The 19516-nt window shown below is 75.3% G+C and carries 23 protein-coding genes; 10 read left to right on the top strand and 13 right to left on the bottom strand.

The features are described from left to right. Positions 1-22 precede the first annotated feature (22 nt). Complete coding sequence (locus tag WAB14_RS08825; protein ID WP_340269215.1) at positions 23-1399, top strand: NAD(P)/FAD-dependent oxidoreductase; 1377 nt, start codon at positions 23-25, stop codon at positions 1397-1399. 29 nt (positions 1400-1428) lie between these two features. Here WAB14_RS08825 and hepT read toward each other — a convergent pair whose 3' ends face one another. The 6 genes from hepT to WAB14_RS08795 form a co-directional block, all read right to left on the bottom strand. Beyond that, the gene (gene hepT / locus WAB14_RS08820) at positions 1429-1824 is read right to left on the bottom strand and encodes a type VII toxin-antitoxin system HepT family RNase toxin (RefSeq protein ID WP_340269214.1); all 396 of its coding nucleotides are present in this window, start codon (positions 1822-1824) and stop codon (positions 1429-1431) included. A gap of 47 nt (positions 1825-1871) precedes the next feature. Continuing rightward, positions 1872-2282, bottom strand: coding sequence for a nucleotidyltransferase family protein (locus tag WAB14_RS08815; RefSeq protein ID WP_340269213.1), 411 nt, complete (start codon positions 2280-2282; stop codon positions 1872-1874). 127 nt (positions 2283-2409) lie between these two features. Continuing rightward, the gene (locus tag WAB14_RS08810; protein ID WP_340269212.1) at positions 2410-3828 is read right to left on the bottom strand and encodes an ATP-binding protein; all 1419 of its coding nucleotides are present in this window, start codon (positions 3826-3828) and stop codon (positions 2410-2412) included. Between the two features lie 2 nt (positions 3829-3830). After that, positions 3831-5498 carry an NAD(P)/FAD-dependent oxidoreductase gene (locus WAB14_RS08805; protein WP_340269211.1) on the bottom strand — a complete coding sequence of 556 codons (1668 nt, stop codon included), beginning with the start codon at positions 5496-5498 and terminating at the stop codon, positions 3831-3833. Positions 5499-5505: 7 nt separating this feature from the next. Then, positions 5506-5787 carry a UBP-type zinc finger domain-containing protein gene (locus tag WAB14_RS08800; RefSeq protein WP_340269210.1) on the bottom strand — a complete coding sequence of 94 codons (282 nt, stop codon included), beginning with the start codon at positions 5785-5787 and terminating at the stop codon, positions 5506-5508. A gap of 139 nt (positions 5788-5926) precedes the next feature. Further along, on the bottom strand, positions 5927-6784 hold the full coding sequence (locus tag WAB14_RS08795; RefSeq protein ID WP_340269209.1) for an SDR family NAD(P)-dependent oxidoreductase: 858 nt from the start codon (positions 6782-6784) through the stop codon (positions 5927-5929). Between the two features lie 113 nt (positions 6785-6897). On the opposite strand from WAB14_RS08795, the gene WAB14_RS08790 reads away from it, so the two are divergent. Next, on the top strand, positions 6898-7509 hold the full coding sequence (locus WAB14_RS08790; RefSeq protein ID WP_340269208.1) for a TetR/AcrR family transcriptional regulator: 612 nt from the start codon (positions 6898-6900) through the stop codon (positions 7507-7509). A gap of 263 nt (positions 7510-7772) precedes the next feature. Next, the gene (locus WAB14_RS08785; protein ID WP_340269207.1) at positions 7773-8435 is read left to right on the top strand and encodes a GNAT family N-acetyltransferase; all 663 of its coding nucleotides are present in this window, start codon (positions 7773-7775) and stop codon (positions 8433-8435) included. A 4-nt stretch (positions 8436-8439) separates the two neighbouring features. On the opposite strand, the gene WAB14_RS08780 is transcribed toward WAB14_RS08785, so the two are convergent. Together WAB14_RS08780 and WAB14_RS08775 are read right to left on the bottom strand one after the other, a co-directional pair. Then, on the bottom strand, positions 8440-8757 hold the full coding sequence (locus WAB14_RS08780; RefSeq protein WP_340269206.1) for a tetratricopeptide repeat protein: 318 nt from the start codon (positions 8755-8757) through the stop codon (positions 8440-8442). A 49-nt stretch (positions 8758-8806) separates the two neighbouring features. Beyond that, positions 8807-9310 (bottom strand): winged helix-turn-helix transcriptional regulator, encoded by a 504-nt coding sequence (locus tag WAB14_RS08775; protein WP_340269205.1) that lies wholly within the window; start codon positions 9308-9310, stop codon positions 8807-8809. Between the two features lie 102 nt (positions 9311-9412). On the opposite strand from WAB14_RS08775, the gene WAB14_RS08770 reads away from it, so the two are divergent. After that, positions 9413-10012 carry an acyl-CoA thioesterase gene (locus WAB14_RS08770; RefSeq protein WP_340269204.1) on the top strand — a complete coding sequence of 200 codons (600 nt, stop codon included), beginning with the start codon at positions 9413-9415 and terminating at the stop codon, positions 10010-10012. On the opposite strand, the gene WAB14_RS08765 is transcribed toward WAB14_RS08770, so the two are convergent. Beyond that, entirely contained in the window at positions 9987-10427 is a 441-nt protein-coding gene (locus tag WAB14_RS08765; RefSeq protein WP_340269203.1) for an Lrp/AsnC family transcriptional regulator, read from the bottom strand. The two genes, WAB14_RS08770 and WAB14_RS08765, sit on opposite strands and share 26 nt — an antisense overlap. A gap of 195 nt (positions 10428-10622) precedes the next feature. On the opposite strand from WAB14_RS08765, the gene ddaH reads away from it, so the two are divergent. Further along, positions 10623-11408: a dimethylargininase gene (ddaH, locus tag WAB14_RS08760; RefSeq protein WP_377002806.1), complete on the top strand. Its 786-nt coding sequence runs from the start codon at positions 10623-10625 to the stop codon at positions 11406-11408. A 19-nt stretch (positions 11409-11427) separates the two neighbouring features. Here ddaH and WAB14_RS08755 read toward each other — a convergent pair whose 3' ends face one another. Continuing rightward, positions 11428-12243, bottom strand: a complete 816-nt coding sequence (locus WAB14_RS08755) for a hypothetical protein (protein WP_340269201.1) — start codon at positions 12241-12243, stop codon at positions 11428-11430. Then, positions 12240-12959, bottom strand: coding sequence for an ABC transporter ATP-binding protein (locus tag WAB14_RS08750; RefSeq protein WP_340269200.1), 720 nt, complete (start codon positions 12957-12959; stop codon positions 12240-12242). Before WAB14_RS08750 ends, WAB14_RS08755 begins: the two co-directional genes overlap by 4 nt. Before the next feature lie 182 nt (positions 12960-13141). Between WAB14_RS08750 and WAB14_RS08745 the strand changes: the two genes are divergently transcribed. From WAB14_RS08745 to WAB14_RS08730, 4 genes are read left to right on the top strand one after another with little or no spacing between them, the layout of a single operon-like run. Continuing rightward, entirely contained in the window at positions 13142-14395 is a 1254-nt protein-coding gene (locus WAB14_RS08745; protein WP_340269199.1) for a sensor histidine kinase, read from the top strand. Further along, positions 14392-15069, top strand: a complete 678-nt coding sequence (locus WAB14_RS08740) for a response regulator (protein ID WP_340269198.1) — start codon at positions 14392-14394, stop codon at positions 15067-15069. The genes WAB14_RS08745 and WAB14_RS08740 overlap by 4 nt, the downstream gene beginning before the upstream one ends. Then, positions 15066-15623 carry a DUF1697 domain-containing protein gene (locus WAB14_RS08735; protein ID WP_340269197.1) on the top strand — a complete coding sequence of 186 codons (558 nt, stop codon included), beginning with the start codon at positions 15066-15068 and terminating at the stop codon, positions 15621-15623. Before WAB14_RS08740 ends, WAB14_RS08735 begins: the two co-directional genes overlap by 4 nt. 40 nt (positions 15624-15663) lie before the next feature. Next, positions 15664-16659: a ketopantoate reductase family protein gene (locus WAB14_RS08730; RefSeq protein WP_340269196.1), complete on the top strand. Its 996-nt coding sequence runs from the start codon at positions 15664-15666 to the stop codon at positions 16657-16659. 146 nt (positions 16660-16805) lie between these two features. Here the strand turns inward: WAB14_RS08730 and WAB14_RS08725 are convergent, their stop codons facing one another. Together WAB14_RS08725 and WAB14_RS08720 are read right to left on the bottom strand one after the other, a co-directional pair. Then, positions 16806-18038, bottom strand: coding sequence for a S8 family peptidase (locus WAB14_RS08725; RefSeq protein ID WP_340269195.1), 1233 nt, complete (start codon positions 18036-18038; stop codon positions 16806-16808). Between the two features lie 118 nt (positions 18039-18156). Further along, positions 18157-18846 (bottom strand): DUF2461 family protein, encoded by a 690-nt coding sequence (locus WAB14_RS08720; protein ID WP_340269194.1) that lies wholly within the window; start codon positions 18844-18846, stop codon positions 18157-18159. 94 nt (positions 18847-18940) lie between these two features. Between WAB14_RS08720 and WAB14_RS08715 the strand changes: the two genes are divergently transcribed. Beyond that, complete coding sequence (locus WAB14_RS08715) at positions 18941-19492, top strand: TetR/AcrR family transcriptional regulator (RefSeq protein WP_340269193.1); 552 nt, start codon at positions 18941-18943, stop codon at positions 19490-19492. Positions 19493-19516: the final 24 nt, after the last annotated feature.

Raw genomic sequence — 19516 nt, 5'->3', positions numbered from 1 at the left:
GCCCGGCTCGGAAGGACCGCCCGTGACCACCACCGCCCGCCACCACGTCGTCATCGTCGGTTCCGGTTTCGGCGGCCTCTTCGCCGCGAAGCGCCTCGCGAGGGCCGACGTCGACGTCACGCTCGTGTCCCGCACGGTCCACCACCTCTTCCAGCCGCTGCTGTACCAGGTCGCGACGGGGATCCTGTCCGAGGGCGAGATCGCGCCGGCGACGCGTGAGGTCCTCAAGCGGCAGGGCAACGTGCGGGTCCTGCTCGGCGACGTCCTCGACGTCGACCTCGACGCACGTTCGGTCACCTTCGCCGGTGAGGGCACCACCACGACGCTGTCGTACGACAGCCTCGTCGTCGCCGCCGGTGCCGGGCAGTCGTACTTCGGCAACGAGCACTTCGCCGAGCACGCCCCCGGCATGAAGACCGTCGACGACGCCCTCGAGCTACGCGCCCGGATCTTCACCGCCTTCGAGCGGGCCGAGCTCGCCGCGACCCCTGAGGCACGCGACCGGGCCCTCACGTTCGTCGTCGTCGGCGCCGGCCCGACGGGCGTGGAGATGGCGGGGCAGATCGCCGAGCTGGCCAACCGGACCCTCGCCGGGGAGTACCGCAGCATCGCGACGTCGACGGCGCGCATCGTCCTGCTCGACGCCGCCGACCGGGTGCTCCCGATGTTCGACGAGCGGCTGTCCCGCGACACCGCGGACCGGCTCCGCCGGCTCGGGGTCGACGTGCGGCTCGGCGGGCTCGTCACCGACATCGACGCGAGCGGCCTCACCGTCCGCAGCACGCGTGACGGCGGCGAGCGCCGCATCGACGCGGAGACCGTCGTGTGGGCCGCGGGCGTGGAGGCGAACCCGCTCGGGCGGATGATCGCGGAGCGGGCGGGAGCCGACACCGACCGCGCCGGACGGGTGAGGGTCGAGCCGGACACCAGCGTGCCCGGGCACCCGGAGGTGTTCGTCGTCGGTGACCTCATGGCCCTCGACGGGCTGCCGGGGGTCGCGCAGGTCGCCATCCAGTCCGGGAGGCACGCCGCGGCCACCATCGCCGCCCGCGTCGCGGGGCGACCGGAGCCCGGCCCGTTCCGCTACTGGGACAAGGGGTCCATGGCGACGATCAGCCGCTTCGCCGCGGTCGCCGAGGTCGGTCGCATCCGCCTCACGGGGTTCGTGGCGTGGGTGGCGTGGCTGTTCGTCCACCTGCTCTACCTCATCGGCTTCAAGAACCGCGTGACGACGCTGCTGCACTGGGCGATCAGCTTCGTCGGCCGCGGCCGGACCCAGCGCGCGGTGACGCGGCAGCAGATCGTCGCGCGGACCGTCCTGCAGCGGGTCGAGAAGGAGCGCGTGGGCGGCACCGCGGCGGACGCGCACGTGTCCGAGGAGGCGCGCCGGCGCGCCTGAGCGTCGCCTGGTCGCGGGCACCGGCGCCGTCAGGCGTCGGTGCCCTGCTCCGTCAGCCAGCCGGCCACCTGCGTGATGTAGTCGCGGAAGTCGTCGTGCGCCCGCGGCACGGCAGCGGCCACGAGGTCGAGGTCGACCTCGCCGTAGCGGTGCGCGAGCAGGTTCCGCAGACCCGCCGCGGGTGCGAGCCGACCGGCCAGCTCCGGCCGGATGGCTCCGGCCGCGGCGGCGGCACCGAACGACGAGCGGTAGTCGTCGGGGACCTGGCCGCCGCTCGCCCCGACGACGTGCCCGTTGACCGCTGCCGCGCTCTCGACGAGGACCGTGAGGATGCGCTCGACGACGAGGCGGGTGTCGAGGTCCGCCCGCAGCTCGTCCCCGCTCACGCCGCGCAGCGACGCCAGTCGGTCGACCAGCGGCTCCATGAGGCGCAGCCTGGAGGCGACCGACGCCGGATCGAGGCGACGCGGGGTCATCGACCGGCCAGCCGGTCGAGGTCGAGGCGCCGCAGCCACGCCGTGTCGAGCGCCGTCATGTGCGCCTCGACCGCGCTGTTGATCCACTCGTGCGGCCGCGACTCCCACACCGGGGTGGCGTGCATGAGCGCGCGGTCACGGAACAGCGGCGCGGCACCGTCGACCACGCCGAGGTCAACCTCGCGTCCTGCCACGTCGTGGAGGTCCGTCGCGAGGCCGAGGACGTCCGGCCGCACCCCGGGCTCGAAGGAGACGCCGACGTCGAGGTCTCCGGGACCGGGTTCCCCGCGCCCGGCGCTGCCGAACACCGTCAGGACCCGCACACCGTGCCGTCGGCACACCTCGTCGAGCGCGCCCGACTCGGCCGCCCTGAGCAGGCGCGCCTTGCCCTCCTCCGGCGTCACCACCGTGTCATGGTGGCAGAGGCCCGACGGCCGGTGCAGCGACGCCACAACGCCATCACGAACGGCCGGGACGGCCCGCTCCGGACGCACGGACGCGTCGGTGGTGTCGTCGTGGCGGAGCCCGCGCCCCTCACCGCAGCGGCAGGCGCACCTGGAACCGGGTGTCCCCCGGACCACCGACCACGCGGAGGTCGCCGGCGTGCCGGTTGACGACGATGCGGAACGAGATGTCGAGGCCGAGACCCGTGCCCTCCCCGACCGGTTTGGTCGTGAAGAACGGCTCGAAGATCCGCCGCCGCAGCTCCTGCGGCACCCCGGGGCCGGTGTCGCCCACCTCGACGAGGAGCCGGTCGTCGTCCCGCGCGGTCCGCAGCGTGAGGACGGCCGGTGAGCTGCTCGCGGTCCGCATCGCCTGCACGGCGTTGTCGACGAGGTTCGTCCACACCTGGTTGAGCTCGGTGGGGAAGCCCTGCACCCGGGGCAGGTCGCGGTCGTAGTCGGTGACGACCTCGATGCCCTCGAGCGTCCGGGTCAGCATGACGAGGGTGGCGTCGAGGCCCTCGTGGACGTCGAAGGTCTGCTGCTCCGAACGGTCCATCTGCGAGTACTGCTTGGCGGCGCCGACGAGCGTCGACACGCGGCCGGTCGCGTCCTCGATCTCGCTCATCAGCTGCTCGGTCTCCAGCGAGTACACGATCCACCGCAACCCGCTCTCGAGCAGGTGCGCCGGCACCTCGTCGGCGAGGCGCTGCAGCCACGCCGGGTCGAGACCCGCGGCCACGAGCGGCGGCGCGAGGTCGAACGGGCGCTGGACGCCCCGCTCCTCGAGCCAGTCGACGAGCTCGTCCTCCGCGTCGCTGGCCTGCAGCGCCGACAGGCGCGGGCCGCTGCCGGAGCGGGCGAGCGCGTCGTCCTGCATGCCCGCGAGGGCGGTGAGGACCTTCGGCTCGAGCTGCGCGTCCGCAAGCATCGCGAGCTTGTGGTGCATGTGCCGCACCCGGTCGCGCAGGGCGGAGGTCGCCCGCACCGCGGCCGCGGCCGGGTTGTTGAGCTCGTGCGTGAGACCCGCGGTCAGCGAGCCCAGCGCGAGCAGGCGCTCGCGCTGCCCGACGACCTCGTTGCTGCGCTGCAGGCCGAAGAACAGCCCCTCGAGGAGGTGGACGGCCATGGGGAACCACTCGCGGACCATCGCGGCGAACGCCTGTGCCGGCAGCACGAAGAACGTGCACGGTGTGATCGCCCGGAACGAGCCCACGTACCGCTTGTCCGCCTGGTCGCCGATGTACGCCTGCGTCGCCCCGCCGTACACCCCGACGTGGTCGGTCCGGACGACCTCCACGTCGTCGCCCTGGACGTTGCGGCTCATGGCGACCGTGCCGCTCAGCAGGACGAAGAAGCAGTCGGCGGGGTCACCCTCGGCGTAGACGGTCTGCCCGACGTCGAACGCGGCGACCTCGCCCATCTGCCGCAGCCACTCGAGCTTGTCGTCGTCGAGGGCCTCGAAGAGGAAGAGGGCCCGCAGCTCGTCGTTCGTCAGGGTCACGGCCATGCTCAGGACTCCTCGAGGTAGCGGTGGGCGAGCGTGACCGCCATGGCGCCCTCCCCGACGGCGGACGCGACGCGCTTGACGGAGTCGGCGCGCACGTCACCGGCGGCGAACACCCCGGGGACGGAGGTCTCGAGGTAGGACGGGTCGCGCTGCGCGGTCCAGCCGGCCGGCCGGTGACCGTCCCGGACGAGGTCGGGACCGGTGAGGACGAACCCGCGGGGGTCGCGGGCGACGGTGCCCTCGAGCCAGTCGGTGCGCGGGGCGGCCTCGATGAAGACGAACAGGTGCGAGGCCTCCACCCGCTCGCGGCTGCCGGCCGCGGAGTCGGCGAGCGTGACGGCCTCGAGGTGGTTGCTGCCGTGGGCCTCGACGACCTCGCAGCACGTGCGGACCTCGATGGTGTCGATCGCGGCGATCTGGTCGATGAGGTAGCTCGACATCGACGCCTCGAGGGAGCGGCCGCGCACCAGCAGCGTCACCTTCGCCGCGCGGCGGGAGAAGAAGACCGCCGCCTGGCCCGCGCTGTTCGCGCCGCCGACCACGAGGACGTGCTGGTCGGCGCACGCCTCGGCCTCGGTCGCGGCGCTGCCGTAGTAGACCCCCCGCCCGAGCAGGTCGTCGACGCCCGGCGCAGGCAGGCGCCGGTACTGGACCCCGGTCGCGAGGAGCACCGCACGCGCGCGCACGTCGGAGCCGTCGGCGAAGCGGACGGTCCGCACCGGCCCGTCGACCTCGAGCGCCGACACGGTGCGGGCGGTCAGCACCTCGGCGCCGAACTTCACCGCCTGCCGGCGGGCGCGGTCGGCGAGCTGCCCGCCGGACACGCCGTCGGGGAAGCCGAGGTAGTTCTCGATGCGCGAGCTCTGCCCCGCCTGCCCACCCGTCGCGGTCGCGTCGACCAGGACGGTCCGCAGGCCCTCCGAGGCGCCGTAGACCGCCGCGCCGAGACCGGCGGGACCGCCACCGACGATGAGGAGGTCGTAGAAGTCCTCCGCGGGGGAGGTCGACAGCCCGGCGAGCCCGGCGACGGTCGCGAGGTCGGGCGAGGCGTGCGCGGTCCCCTCGGCGGTGACGACGACCGGGATGTCGGCCTCGCTGAGCCCGGCCGCGGCCAGCTGGCGCTGCGCCTCGGGGTCCTCCACCGACACCCACGAGTACGCGGCGGCGTTGCGCGCGAGGAAGTCGCGGACCTCGTGCGACGCCCGGGACCAGCGGTGCCCGATGAGCCGCAGCCCCGCCGGCTGGTCGTCACCCGTCGCGAGCCACGACTCCAGCAGGGCGTCGACGACCGGGTACAGCTTCTCCTCGGGCGGGTCCCACGGCTTCAGCATGTAGTGGTCGACGTCGACGACGTTGATCGCGCGGATGGCGGCGTCGGTGTCGGCGTAGGCGGTGAGCAGGGCCCGACGGGCCCGTGGGAACAGGTCCATCGCCTTCTCGAGGAACTCGATGCCGTCCATGTCGGGCATCCGGTAGTCCGCGAGCAGCGCCGCCACGCGGCTGCCGCGCAGCTTGAGCTCCTGCAGCGCCTCGATGGCCTGCGCGCCGCCGTCGGCGCGGACGACGCGGTGCTCCTCGGCGTACCGGCGGCGCAGGTCGCGCGCGATGGCACGCGACACCGACGGGTCGTCGTCGACGGTGAGGATGACCGGGAGGTCGCGGTCCGCCATGCCGGTGTCAGGCCTCCGCGAGGGTGCGGTCGAGGTAGCACCAGCGCCACGTCTCGCCCGGCTCGAAGAAGCGGACGACGGGGTGGCCGGTGCCGGCGTGGTGCGCGGTCGCGTGCCGCGACGGCGAGGAGTCGCAGCAGCCGACGTGGCCGCAGCTCGTGCACAGCCGCAGGTGCACCCACCGGCCGCCGTCGGCGAGGCACTCCTCGCAGCCGTCCGGGGTGCGCGGCGGCGGGGCCTGCTCGCGGGCTGCGTGGTCGGAGTCGAGGTGCTCGCAGGTCTCCGGCACGGGTCCTCCCGGGGCTGGGCTCGCGGACGGCGGACGCGCCGCCCGCCCGATCCTCACCCGCGGCCCGCGCGAGGGGAAGGGGTGGGACGGCGCTGTCCGCCGTGGGCGGACGCCGCAGCCGCCGCCACCGCTGCGCCGCTCACGCCGGCAGCGAGAACTGCCGCCGCACGAACGCGTCCCAGACGCGGTCGCCGCCGAGGCGCCGTAGCCCGATGAGCCCCCGCGCGGCGGGCGTGACGACGTAGCGGCTGCGGGGCCGCCGCGCCGTCACCGCGTGCTCGACGGCCCGCGCGACCGCGTCGGGTCCGGCGGACAGCACGCGGTTGTCGTACGAGCCCGCCATGCCCTGCTCGACCGACGCGACCAGTCCGGCGTACGGGCCCTCGCCCTCGGTGCGCGTCCCCGTGAGGGTCCCGGTGGCCGTCGCGCCGAACTCCGTGCGGATGAGCCCTGGCTCGACGAGGCTGACCCCGACGCCGAAGGGGGCGACCTCGACGCGGAGGGCGTCGTGCAGCGCCTCCAGGGCGTGCTTCGACGCGTGGTACCAGCCGCCGCCGGGGAACGTGAGGCGACCGCCCATCGAACCGATGGTGACGACCCGCCCGGCACCGGCCTCGCGCATCCCCGGCAGCACGAGGCGCGTGAGCCGCGCCACGCCGATGACGTTGGTCTCGAGCTGTCGCCGGGCCGCCTCGAGGCTCACCTCCTCGACCGGGCCGTACTCGCCGTAGCCGGCGTTGTTGACGAGCGCGACGACGGCGCCGTGTCGCTCGCGGGCCTCCTCGACCGCGTGCGCGGCGGAGTCGTCGTCCGTGACGTCGAGCGGCCCGGTCGTGCACCCGGCCGCCTCCAGCTCGGTGAGCCGGTCGGGTCGGCGCGCCGTCGCGTGGACCGCGAGGCCCGAGCGAGCGAGGCGCAGCGCGGTCGCGTGACCGATGCCGCTCGAGCAGCCGGTGACGAGGACGGCCCCGGAGGGCGGCAGGGGGGCGACGGGCACGGGACTCTCCTCGGTGATGGGCTAACGGTCGTTAGGTGAATCACCTTACATGCGTTAGTCGACGGGTCAACCTAGAGTGGGGGCGATCCCGACGCGCAGAGGAGGAGTCGGCCGTGCCCGTCCTGCAGCCCGCCCGGGCCCGCAACCCCCGCGGTAAGGGCACTCGTCTCCGCGAGGAGCTCGTCGCCGCGGCGTCGCGGCTGCTGGAGTCGGGCGACCCGTCGGCCGTCACGCTCCGCGGGGTGGCACGCGAGGCCGGCGTGGCGGCCCCGAGCGTCTACGGCCACTTCGACGACCTCGACGACCTGCTCCGCACGGTCGTGGAGCGCCACCTCGCCGCGTTGCGGAGGGCGGTCGAGGCCGCGGCGGACGCGGCCGACGACCCGGTCGGGCGGCTCCGCGCCGCCGCCCTGGCCTACGTCGTCTGGGGCACGAGCAACCCCGGCGCCTACGCCGTCGTCTTCGGCGGCCGCGCGGTGCGGCTGCTCACCGACGCGGAGACGGTGGCCTTCGCCGACGGCGACGCCCTGCTCGACCTGCTCGGACGGCTCGTGGCAGCCGTGCCCGGGGCCCCCGACGTGGCGTCGCGCACCCTCGCCGCCTGGACGGGGCTGCACGGGACGGTGTCGCTTCGCACGGGCAAGCCGGGGTACCCGTGGCCCCCGCTCGACGCGCACGTCGACGCGGCTCTCGCGGGCGTCCTCCCGACGGGTCGCGACGCGTGACGGACCCCGCCCCCCTCCCCCGCCGCCGGGACGTCCACCGCCGCCACGAGGGCAGCGGGGTCCCCGCGACCCGGCGCGAGGCCCGGCTCGCAGGCCCCGCCGAGCAGCGGTCGGTAGCCGTCCCACCAGCCGCGCCTGCGGCGCGCACCGCGCCGTCGGAGCCCGTCTGGCCCGACGTCCCCGTCCCTGCGCGTCCGGACCGCCCACCCCGTGCCGGGGCGGCGGAGGCATCGACGAGCCCGCCCGCGGGTACGTTCCGTCACATGGCAGCGACGCAGCGCGGACGGCTGCGCGGGTTCCTCGCCCCGCGCAGGCGCGAGGGCGCGGTGCTGCGGCCGTTCCGCCCGGGCGACGAGCAGGGGCTCGCCGACGTCTGCCTCCGCACGGCCGACGCCGGGGACGACGCCACCGCCCAGCACGCCTTCCCCGGTCTGCCGGGGACGGTGTACGCCCTGCCGTACGCGCGGTTCGAGCCGGACCTGTGCCTCGTGGTCGACGACGGCACCCCCGAGGGACGGGTGAGCGGCTACGTGCTCGGGACCAGCGACACGGTGTCGTTCGAGAGCTGGTGCGAGCGCGCCTGGTGGCCGCAGGCCCGACGCGCCTACCCGCTCGAGGCCATGACGCGACCGGCGGACCGGGACACGGCACAGCTCGTCCACGATCCGCGCCGCACCCCGCGGCGGATCACCGACCGCTACCCGGCGCACCTCCACATCGACCTGCTCCCGCACGTGCAGGGGCAGGGGTGGGGCCGTCGGCTCGTGGACGGGTTCCTCGCCGCGGCCGCCGAGGCCGGGGCGGGTGCGGTGCACCTCGGCGTGGCCGAGACGAACTCGCGCGCCATCGGCTTCTACGGGCGCCTGGGGTTCGCGCTCGTCGAGCGCGCCGAGGGTGCGCTCGTGCTGGGTCGCCCGATCCGGTAGGCCGTCAGCCGCCGAGGGCGTCCGCGAGCCGGTCCTGCGTGAGCGCCTCCTCCGCACGCGACAGCCGCCGCAGCGTGCGGGCGAGCCCGCGCCGCGCCCAGGCGTCGGTGGGGTCGAGCTCGACGAGGTCGCGGAAGGCCCGCTCGGCCCGGTTCAGCTGGGCGGAGTCGAAGTAGGCGCGGGCCAGGTCCGTCGCCACGGCCCGGTCCTGCGGCGCCGCCGCTGCCGCCTCGGCGAGCAGTCGAGCCGCGCCGGCGGGGTCGCCCGCGTCGAGGTGGAGGCGCCCACGGGTCACGAGGCCGAGCAGGTCCGGCTTGAGCATCACGCCGACTACAACGACACAGCCTGTGTCGTTCTTCCGCGACGTGGGATCAGCCGACGCGGACCGCGCCGGGGCCCGGGCGCGGCAGGACGTCGCGCGGCTCGGTGACGTCGTGACCGGCCTCGCACCGCACGACCGCGTCGACGAACTCGCCGCAGCCCCGGTGGACGAACTCGATCGGTGGACCCTGTCCCGGCCGCGGGTCCGCCCACCTGCTGCCCCAGCGCCACAGCGCGACGACGACGGGGTAGAGCTCGAACCCCTTGTCCGTGAAGCGGTACTCCTCGCGACCCCGGCGACCGGGCTCCCGGTACGGCACCCGGCGCAGGAGCCCGTCGTCGACCATGCGCGTCAGCCGTCGCGTCAGGACGTCGCGGGGCAGGCCCGTGCGCCGCTGCATGTCGGCGAACCGCCGGACGCCGCAGCCCACCTCCCGGACCACGAGGAACGTCGCCCGGTCGCCGACGACGGCGAGCGCCGCCTCGACCGTGCAGCCCTCGGTCGACCACGCCAGCGCGGCCGGACCCGGCTGCGGCTCCGCTTCCTCGCCCATGACCCGATGCTAGGTCCGGTTGACAGACCGAGCCAGTCCCCACCACGCTGAGTCCGATTCGCGGACCCAGAAGGCCGCGGCACTACCCGATGGAGGCACTGCGTGAACCTGTGGGTGCGGCTCGTGGTCCTGTGGCTCACCGCCCGGCGGCGCTCGCGCGTCGACCTCCTCGGGGAGTGCGTGACGCGCTTCCGGGTCGCACCGGGCGACCTCGACGCCCTGGGCCACGTGAACAACGGGCGCTACCTCACGCTGCTCGACCTGGCGCGGACCGACCTGCTCCTCCGCTCGGGCGCTCACGCCGTGCTCCACCGCCGGCGCTGGTACCCGGTGGTCACGGCCGAGACGATCGCCTTCCACCGCGAGCTGCGACTCGGGCAGCCCTTCACCGTCACGACCCGGACGCTGGGATGGGACGACCGCTCCATCCTGCTCGAGCAGGTCTTCCGGCGTGGTCGCGACGGCTCCGGCGAGGTCGTCGCCGAGGCCGTGGTCCGCGCGCTCTTCCTGCGGGTCGGGGGCGGCCGGGTCCCGACCGCGGACCTGCTCGCGGCCTCGGGGCACGACGGGGCGACGAGCCCGGCGCTGCCGGACTGGGCCGCGGCGTGGCACCGGGCTCAGGACGACCTCCGCGCCGCCCGTCGCACCGCGGCGCCGACGCCGGTCCCGGTGCCGGTCAGCTCCGCTGCACGCCGCGGCTGAGCACGATCGCGCTCTTCGTGCGCACGACGGACGGGTCGGCCCCGATCCGTTCGAGCACTCGCTCGAAGTCGTGGACGCTCGTGGCGCGGACGTGGACCAGGGCGTCCGCCTCCCCGCTGATCGTCGCCGCCGACACGACCTGCGGGTGGCGGGCGGCGACGGCGAGGACCTGCGCCGGGGTCGTCGAGGGCGCGCACCACAGCTCGACGTAGGCCTCCGTCGTCCACCCGAGCGCCTCCGGGTCCACGAGCGCGGCGAAGCCCGTGATGACTCCGGCCTCGCGGAGCCGGTCGACGCGGCGCTTCACCGCCGAGGCCGACAGGCCCACCCTCTCCCCCACGACGGCGAACGACGCCCGCCCGTCGTCGCGCAGGATGGCGAGGATCCGTTCGTCGAGGCCGTCGAGCGTCGTCACGCAACGATCGTGCGTGCATGTCGGAGAACGCGCAACGTCGCGACGACAGGACGCAGCAGCGCGACATGAAGCGAGCGCCTGTGCGCGTCGACAATCGAGCCTGTGACCACCCTCCTGCCCGGGGAGCCGCAGCTCCCCACGACGTCGCCCGCCACCCGGTCCGAGGAGCGGGTGGCCGTCCGTCGCCGCTTCCTCATGTGCGCACCCGTCCACTTCGAGGTCGCGTACGCGATCAACGCGTGGATGACTCCGGGTGCGGTCGTCGACACCGCGCTCGCGGTGCAGCAGTGGGAGACGCTCCGGGCGACGTACGAGGGGCTGGGTCACGAGGTCGAGCTGCTCGACCCGGTGCCGGGTCTCCCGGACATGGTCTTCGCCGCGAACGGTGCGTTCGTCGTCGACGGCGTCGCCGTCGGCGCGCGTTTCGCGCACCCGGAGCGTGCGGCCGAGGCGCCCGCGCACGCCGCGTGGCTCGAGGCCCACGGCTTCGGGCCCGTCACGCCGACGGTCGGCACCCACGAGGGCGAGGGCGACCTCACCGTCGTCGGCGACCTCGTGCTGGCGGGCACGGGCTTCCGCACCGACCGGCGGGCGCACGCGGAGATCCAGGAGAGGACCGGCCGGCCCGTCGTCGGGCTCGAGCTCGTCGACCCGCGGTTCTACCACCTCGACACCGCGCTGTTCCCGCTCGACGACACGACGGTCGCGTACTACCCGGGGGCGTTCTCCGACGGGTCGCGACGCGTGCTCGAGCGCCTGTACCCCGACGCCGTCGTGGCGTCCGAGGCCGACGCGCTCGTCCTCGGGCTCAACGCCGTGAGCGACGGCCGCCACGTCGTCCTGCCGGTCGCCGCCACCGGCCTGGCCGAGCAGCTGCGGGAGCGGGGCTTCGTGCCGGTGCCGGTCGACCTGTCGGAGCTGCTCAAGGGCGGGGGCGGCCCGAAGTGCTGCACCTCGGAGCTGCGCCCCCGCCCCCTCTGAGCCGGGCCGGTCGGTCGGGTCAGGCGATCTCGCGCCGCTGCAGCCGCAGCCAGCCGACGGCGAACGGCACGACGGCCCAGATGCCCGTGACGCTCGCCACCTGCGCCCACTGCCGTCCGGACAGGACGGTGTCCATCTGCAGCGCCATCGTCCCCGTCGCGAGGTCGACCCACGGCCCGACGTCCTGCAGCGCCGGCACGAGGAACACGACCGGCGCGAGCAGCGACGGCACGACCAGGTACACGACGACGGCGAGGGGCGTGTTCTGGCACAGCAGGCCGATGCCGACGCCGACGAGCACGTAGACGACCTGCAGCACGAGCAGCTGCAGCGGCACCTGCCACGCCATCGTCCACACCACGTCCCCGACGAGCACGTCGAGCACACCGGCGGTGGCGACCGCGAGGACCCCGGTCAGCAGGGCGAACCCTAGGGCGAGGAGGACGGCGGCGACCGTCTTCGCCGCGACGACCCGCCCGCGCGACGGCACGAGCGCGAACGTCGTCAGCACGCTGCGGGTGGAGAACTCCCCGGACATGAGGAGCACGCCGAGCACGGGCACGAGCAGCGAGACGGGCAGCAGGCCGTTGGCGAGGAGGAACTGCAGGCTCGGGTCGTCCTCGCCGGGCTCGAACAGCGAGCCGAGGACGAGCGCGCCGACGACGAGCACGCCGGTGACGGCGAGCAGCCAGCGACCGGTCGTCGTGTCGACGGCCTTGCGCAGCTCGACGGCGACGAGGCGCGCGGCCGAGGGCCGGGGCACGTCGAGCCCCGAGGGACGACGGGTGGCAGGGGTGGCGGGGGTGGCGGGCGTGGACGTGACGTCGGTGCTCATCGTGCGGCTCCAGCGGGCTCGGCGGTCGTGAGGCGGAAGTAGTACTCCTCGAGGTCGTCCTGGCCCTCGAGGAGCTCGGACGTGGCGCCGGCGGCGCGGACGCGGCCGCCGGCGATGACGACGAGGCGGTCGGCGACGGCGGCGACCTCGCCGAGCAGGTGCGACGACAGCAGGACGGTCCCGCCGCCGTCGGCGAAGCGGCGCAGCAGGCCGCGCATCCACCGGATGCCGTCCGGGTCGAGGCCGTTCGCGGGCTCGTCGAGCACGAGCACGTCGGGGTCCCCGAGCAGGGCAAGGCCGATGCCGAGCCGCTGTCGCATGCCGAGGGAGTACCGGCCGACCCGCTGCCGCGCCGGGCGCCCGGCGAGGCCGACGAGCTCGAGCATGTCGTCGGCGCGCCCGGGAGGGACGTCGAGCAGGGACGCGGCGAGCCGCAGCGTCTCCCGGCCGGTCCGGCCGCCGTGCTGGGCGGAGGCGTCGAGCATGATGCCGACGACGCGGCCCGGGTTGGGCAGACGACGGAACGGGAGCCCGGCGACGGTCGCGGTGCCCGCGTCGGGCGTCGACAGCCCCGTCACCATGCGCAGCGTCGTGGACTTGCCGGCCCCGTTGGGGCCGAGGAACCCGGTCACGGTGCCGGGCGGGCAGGTGAACGACACGTCGTCCACCACGGTGGTCGCGCCGTAGCGCCTGGTCAGGGAGGTCGCTTCGATCATGCGACGAGCCTCCGCGCCGGGCGGCCTCCCCCGCTGCGGCCGGACGGCGACGATCGCGCGACGGGAGTCGGCGGCCGGCCCCGGGACCGGTCCGGTCGGCCGGCGGACGGTCGACCGACGGACCGGCGGCCGTCGACCTTCGGCCCTGTCCAGGCGTCGCAGCCCGTCCCTAGGGTGGTCCGGTGCGGGACGGGGACCACCTGGTGCTGAGCGCCGACGGCCGGCGCGACGGGCGGCGCAGCCGCCGGGACCGGGTCGTCGACTGGGTCGTGTTCGTGACGGTCGGGCTGATGTCCGCCGTGGGCCTCGTGATCGCCGGCCGACCGCTCGATGGCAGCGGCTTCCGACCCGTGAGCGGCCTCGAGGTGTGGGTCGACCTCGTGCTCGGGGTGGGCCTGCTCGTCGCGCTCTTCTGGCGCCGGCGCTTCCCCGTCACCCTCGGGGTCGTCTCCGCGTTCGCCGCGGCGTTCTCGACGTTCGCGGGCGGGCCCGCCTTCGTCATGCTCCTCACCGTCGCGATCCACCGACGCTGGCCGTGGGCGCTGCTCGTGGGCGGCGCGAACCTCGTCGCCGCCGTCGTCCTCCTGTGGTGGCGGGGCGAGGGCGTCGGCTGGGTCGAGTGGGTGATCATCATGGCGTTCGGGACCGTCTTCACCGCCGCCGTCATCGGCTTCGGCATGTTCCTGCGCGCCCGCCGCCTGCTCGTCGCGTCCCTGCGCGAGCGCGCCGAGCGCGCCGAGAGGGAGCAGCAGCGCTCGGCAGAGGCCGCCCGGCAGGGCGAGCGCACCCGGATCGCCCGGGAGATGCACGACGTCCTCGCGCACCGGATCTCGCTCGTCAGCATGCACGCGGGTGCGCTCGAGTTCAGCCGCGACGCCTCCCCGGAGGAGGTCGCGACCGCTGCGGGCGTCATCCGCGACAACGCCCACCGCGCCCTCGTCGACCTCCGGGAGGTCATCGGGGTGCTCCGGACGACGGACGACCCCGACACGGGGGACGACGGCACGTCGACCTCGCGCCCCCAGCCCACGCTCGACGACCTGCCCGGGCTGCTGGCGGAGACCCGCGCGGCGGGGGTCGGCCTCCGGGAGCGGGTGGAGCTCGCCGACGCACCGCTGCCGCTCACGACCGCGAGGACCGCGTACCGCGTGCTGCAGGAGGGCCTGACCAACGCCCGGAAGCACGGCCGTGGCGGCGCCGTCGACGTGTGCGTGTCGGGCGCCCCCGGCAGCGGGCTGTCGCTGGAGGTCCGCAACGCGCTGCGCCCCGGCACGGGTGCCGGCCTCGACGACGCCGCACGGGTGCCAGGCTCCGGCGTCGGCCTCGTCGGGCTCGCGGAGCGGACCAGGCTCGCGGGCGGGCGCTGGGAGCACGGGGTCGTCGACGACGTGTTCCGGCTGCGTGTGTGGCTGCCGTGGCCGGTGGAGGCGGCGTGACCGCGGCGCCGGTCCGCGTCCTCGTCGTCGACGACGACCCGCTCGTCCGCTCGGCGCTGGCGATGGTGCTGCGCGGGGCCGACGGCGTGGTCCTCGTCGGGGAGGCGTCCGACGGCGAGGAGGTCCCGGACGCCGTCGCCCGGCACCGCCCCGACGTCGTGCTCATGGACATCCGCATGCCGCGGGTCGACGGGCTCACCGCCCTCGCGGCCCTGCGCCGCTCGCCGCGGGCTCCCGAGGTCGTCGTCCTCACGACCTTCGACGCCGACGAGCAGGTCGTGCGCGCTGTGCGGGACGGGGCCGCCGGGTTCCTGCTCAAGGACACCCCGCCCGCGCAGATCGTCGAGGCGGTCCGCCGGGTCGCCGACGGGGAGGCCGTCCTCGACCCGTCGGTGACCCGGGGCCTGCTGCGGCACGTCGCGGTCCTCGACGCGGGCTCCGCCGTCGACGAACGGCAGGCGGCCGCCAGGGCCGCGCTCGAGGGGCTGAGCGAGCGGGAGCGCGAGGTCGCCCACGCCGTCGCGCGCGGGCTCGCCAACGCGCAGATCGCGGACGAGCTGTTCATGAGCCCCGCCACCGTCAAGGCGTACGTGTCGCGCGTGCTGGCCCGCCTCGCCCTCGAGAACCGCGTGCAGGTGGCCCTGCTCGTCCACGACGCGGGGACGAGCGCGTGAGCGGGCGCCGGGTGCTCCTGCTGCGCGGCGTCAACCTCGGCGCGCGCAACAAGGTCCCGATGGCCCGCCTCCGTGAGCTGCTCGGGACGGAGGGGTTCTCGGGCGTCGGGTCCTACCTGCAGAGCGGCAACGTCCTCGTCGACGACGACGGGACGCCGGAGACCGTCGTCGCCGACCGCGTGTCCGCTCTCGTCCTCGCGTACTTCGACGTCGTCTCGCCGTGCGTCGTGCGGTCCGCGGCCGAGCTCCGGGCGACGGTGGCGGCGGCGGGACGCCCCGGCGCGCCCGCCCTGCCGGACGACCCGCAGCTCTACACCGTGGTGTTCCTCGCCGAGGAACCCGACCCGGACCTCGTCGCGGGCGTCGACCCCGCCGACCACGAGGAGGAGTTCCTCGTCGTCGGGCGCGACGTCCACGTCCTCACGCCGCTCGGCACCCGCAACGCGCGGTTGTCGCACGCGTTCTGGGAGCGGCGGCTGCGGGTGACGGCGACGGCACGGAACTGGCGGACGGTCACCGCGCTGGACAGGCTCCTCGCTGCCGCGGACGGGTGAGGGCGCGCGGCCCGCGTGAGCACCTGCGAGCCTGCCCGGCATGAGGTTCGTGGTGCTGGGGATCGGTGCGGTCGGCGGGACGGTGGCCGCCAGGCTCGTCGAGGCGGGCGAGGACGTGCTGGCGGTCGCCCGCGGGGAGCACGCGCGGGTGGTCCGGGAGGAGGGCCTGCGTCTCGCCACACCCGACGGCGTGCTCCGGGTGGGGCTGCCCGTCGTCGACGACCCGGCCCGGCTCGAGCTGCACGACCGTGACGTCCTCGTGCTCGCCGTCAAGGGCCAGCACACGCAGGCGCTGCTGGAGCGGCTGCCGTTGCGGGCGGCCGACCTCCCGGTGCTCTGCCTCCAGAACGGCGTCGCCAACGAGCCCGCCGCCCTCCGGCGGCACCGCGCGGTCCACGGGGTGTCGGTCGCGCTCCCCGCTCTCCACACCGAGCCCGGGCACGTGGCGGTCTTCATCCGGCCGTCGGGGGTGCTGGACATCGGGCGCTACCCCCGCGGCAGCGACGAGGTGGACGCCGCCGTCGCCCGGCGCTGGACCGCCGCAGGGCTCGTGACGCGCGTGCGCGACGACGTCATGGCGTGGAAGCACCGCAAGCTGCTGAGCAACCTCGGCAACGCGGTCGAGGCGCTGACCGGCACGGGCCTGCAGGGGGAGGAGCGCGACACCGTCCGGGAGCTGCACCGCCTCGTGCTCACCGAGGGTCAGGAGGTGCTGCGAGCCGCCGGCCGTCCGCTCGTCGACGAGGACCTCTGGCGGGCGGAGGTGGCCTCGGCCTGGGAGCTCGCGGAGGTCCCCGGCGTCACGCGCGGCGGCGGGTCGACCTGGCAGTCCCTGCTGCGCGGCGCGGGCTCGGTGGAGGCGGACCGGCTGAACGGCGAGGTGGTCCTGGCCGCTCGGGAGCTCGGTCGCGAGGCGCCGGTCAACGAGCTGCTGCGGCGCGAGGTCGTCGACGCCGCGGCGCACGGACTCGCGCCGGGGTCGGTGCCGGCGACCGAGCTGCTCGGTCGGGTGCGGGCGGTGCTCGGCTCGGCCTGACCGCCCGGTCGGTGGGCACCCGCGCGGTCCCGACAGGGCGCCGGGGTACGACAAAGGCGGGCCGCGGTGACCTCTCCCCTGGTCACCGCGGCCCACCGACCGTCGCGCCTGCCGCCGCGACGGCTCAACGGCTCATCGGTGACCCCTCAGCCGATGTAGCCGGAGTACAGGAGCCGGTTCGGCGAACCGGTGCCGGCGCCGGAGACGACACCGGTGGTGCTGTTGCCGACGATGCTGCTCGTCACCGTCGCGGGCGAGGCGCCCGGGTTGCGCTGGAGGAACAGCGCCGCGGCACCGGCGACGTGGGGGGCCGCCATGGATGTGCCGCTGATGGTGTTGGTCTGCGTGTTCGACTGCCACCACGCGCTCCTGATGCTCGAGCCCGGCGCGAAGATGTCGACGCAGGTGCCGAAGTTGGAGAAGCTCGAGCGGGCGTCCGTGCTCGTCGTGGCGCCGACCGTGATCGCGTTGACCGCGCGGGCGGGCGAGACGTTGCACGCGTTCTGGTTCTCGTTGCCGGCCGCGACGACCATCGTCACGCCCGCGTCGACGGCCCGCTGGACAGCGGCGTCGGTGGCGGTCGAGGCGGGGCCGCCGAGACTCATGTTCGCCACGGAGCCGCGGGGCGCGGTGCTCGCGACCCAGTCGATGCCCGCGACGACGCCGGAGTTGCTGCCGGAGCCGTTGCAGCCGAGGACGCGGACGGGGACGAGGGTGACCTGCTTCGCGACGCCGTAGGTGCTGCCGCCGACCGTGCCCGCCACGTGGGTGCCGTGACCGTTGCAGTCGTTCGTGCCGCGGCCGTCGTTGATGGCCGTGGCCCCCGCAACGACCCGTCCGCCGAACTCGTTGTGCGTGGCGCGGATGCCGGTGTCGATGATGTACGCCCGCACCCCGGCGCCCGTCGGACCGTAGGTGTAGGTGCCGTTGAGCGGCCGGTAGCGCTGGTCGATGCGGTCCAGGCCCCACGTCGCGTTGTACTGCGTCGCAGCGGTCGTGACGACCTGGTCGGCCTCGACGTAGGCGACGGCCGGGTCGCGGCGGACCGCCGCGAGCTCGGCGGCACTCAGCTCGGCGGCGTACCCGGTGAGGGCGCTGTCGTAGGTCTCGGTGACCTCGCCCCCGAGCGCCGTCGCCCGCTCCACCGCACGCGCGGCGGCGCGCTCCCGGGCCGCGGCGGAGGCTCGGGCACCGGCAGCCGTCTCGTCGAGGACGACGATGTAGGCGCCGTCGATCGCGTCGGCGGAGCCGGCGTGGAGCAGCGGCGCGAGGTCGTCACCGGCGGCCTGGGCGCTGGTGGCGCCGAGGCCGGACAGCACGAGGGCGGCGAGGCCGACGGTGGCGGCCCCGCGCCGTGCGCGGCTGGGCAGTGCGGGCATCAGGAGCTCCTTGCGGGCGGTGGAAGGGACGGCGGGCGACGCTGCCCGCTGCGCCGGGACCGTATCCGCTCCGCACCGCTCTTGTCACGCCTTGAGTGAGAGGAGGTTAGTTCGTGTGTCAACGACGTGGGCGCGGCAGCGTCGACGTGCCCACCTCCTCCTCGCACCAGGCGACGAGGGCGCCCGCCGCCCGCAGGGGCTCGGCCGCCACCGCCGCCCGCTCCTCGGTGCTCGCGCCGTCGGCGCCCCACGCAGCCGACCCCAGGCGCACGGAGGCCTCCACCCCGCGCCAACGCAGCAGGCCGGCGCGCGGGTGGTCGGCGGCATAGCCCCGTGGCACGCGCACGTACGGATCCCGTCGGCCGCCGTGGACCCGGAGGCGACCCGCCCGGGCGCGTTCTGCCGCGTCGACCAGGGCCTCCCCCGCACCGGAGGCCACCGCCTCGCGCCAGCGGCCGAGCTGGTCGGGCGCGAACCACGGCATGCCTGCGGCGACGAGCAGCCCCGTGCGGTCGACCTGGACGTAGAGCCCCGCGCCGCGCGCCGTCTCCGCCACCGCCCCGACGAAGGTCTTGAGCGGGTCACCCTGCGGGTCGAAGCGCAGGTCGTTGTGCGGTCGGTACACCCGCCAGGCGCCGTGGGCCGGGACGCCCGGCTGCCCGTCGACCGCGGCGAGGAAGGCGGCGAACGGCTCCCGCACGTCCCGCGCGTACGCCTCCCGACCCGTCTGCCAGAACGCCTTCGTGTTCCCCTCGGCCTCGAGCCGCTCGAACCACGCGAGCGTGGGGTCCTGCTGCACCGTCGTCATGTCGCCCGTCCGTCCCGATTGTCCGGCACACCTTGTGCCACAGGCTCCTAGGATGCAGTGACACGAGCTGTGCCACAACCGCTAGGGTGACCCTGTGGACCGACGCGCCGAACGGACCCGCGGCTCGGCCCTCGAGGCCGCGACCCGGCTCCTCCTCGAGCAGGGCCTCGACGCCGTCACCCACCAGCGCGTCGCGGCGGAGGCCGGTGTCGGGCGGCGCACCATGTACCGGCACTGGCCGGACCCGGAGTCGCTGCTCGAGGCGACCCTCGCCGGCGCCGAGTACCCGGTGACGCACCGGACCGGCGACCTGCGCACCGACCTGCGCGCCCACCTCGAGGCCCTGCGCCGGGCCCTCGTCGAGGGCCCCCTCCGCTACGTCGTCCTCGCGCTCAACGAACGCGCCGCCGTCCGACCCGAGCTCCGGCCGCTGCGGGACCGGCTGACGGAGGGCGGCTGCCGGCCGCTGACGGTTCTCCTCGAGGAGGCGGTCCGCGACGGGCGCCTGCCGGACGACCTCGACGTCGACGCCGCCGTGGCCGCGCTCGAGGGGCCCGTGTTCTACCGCTCCCTCGTGCGGGGCGAGGCCGTGCCCCCGGCCGTGGTGGACCAGGTCGTCGACGACGCCCTCGGCCGCTGGACGTGAGCGTCGCCACAGCGGCCGTGTCCC

The organism is Aquipuribacter nitratireducens (assembly GCF_037860835.1).
GTDB classification, from domain to species: domain Bacteria; phylum Actinomycetota; class Actinomycetes; order Actinomycetales; family JBBAYJ01; genus Aquipuribacter; species Aquipuribacter nitratireducens.
Note: the sequence above shows the minus strand (reverse complement) of the source record. Positions and strands in the feature narration are given on the sequence as shown.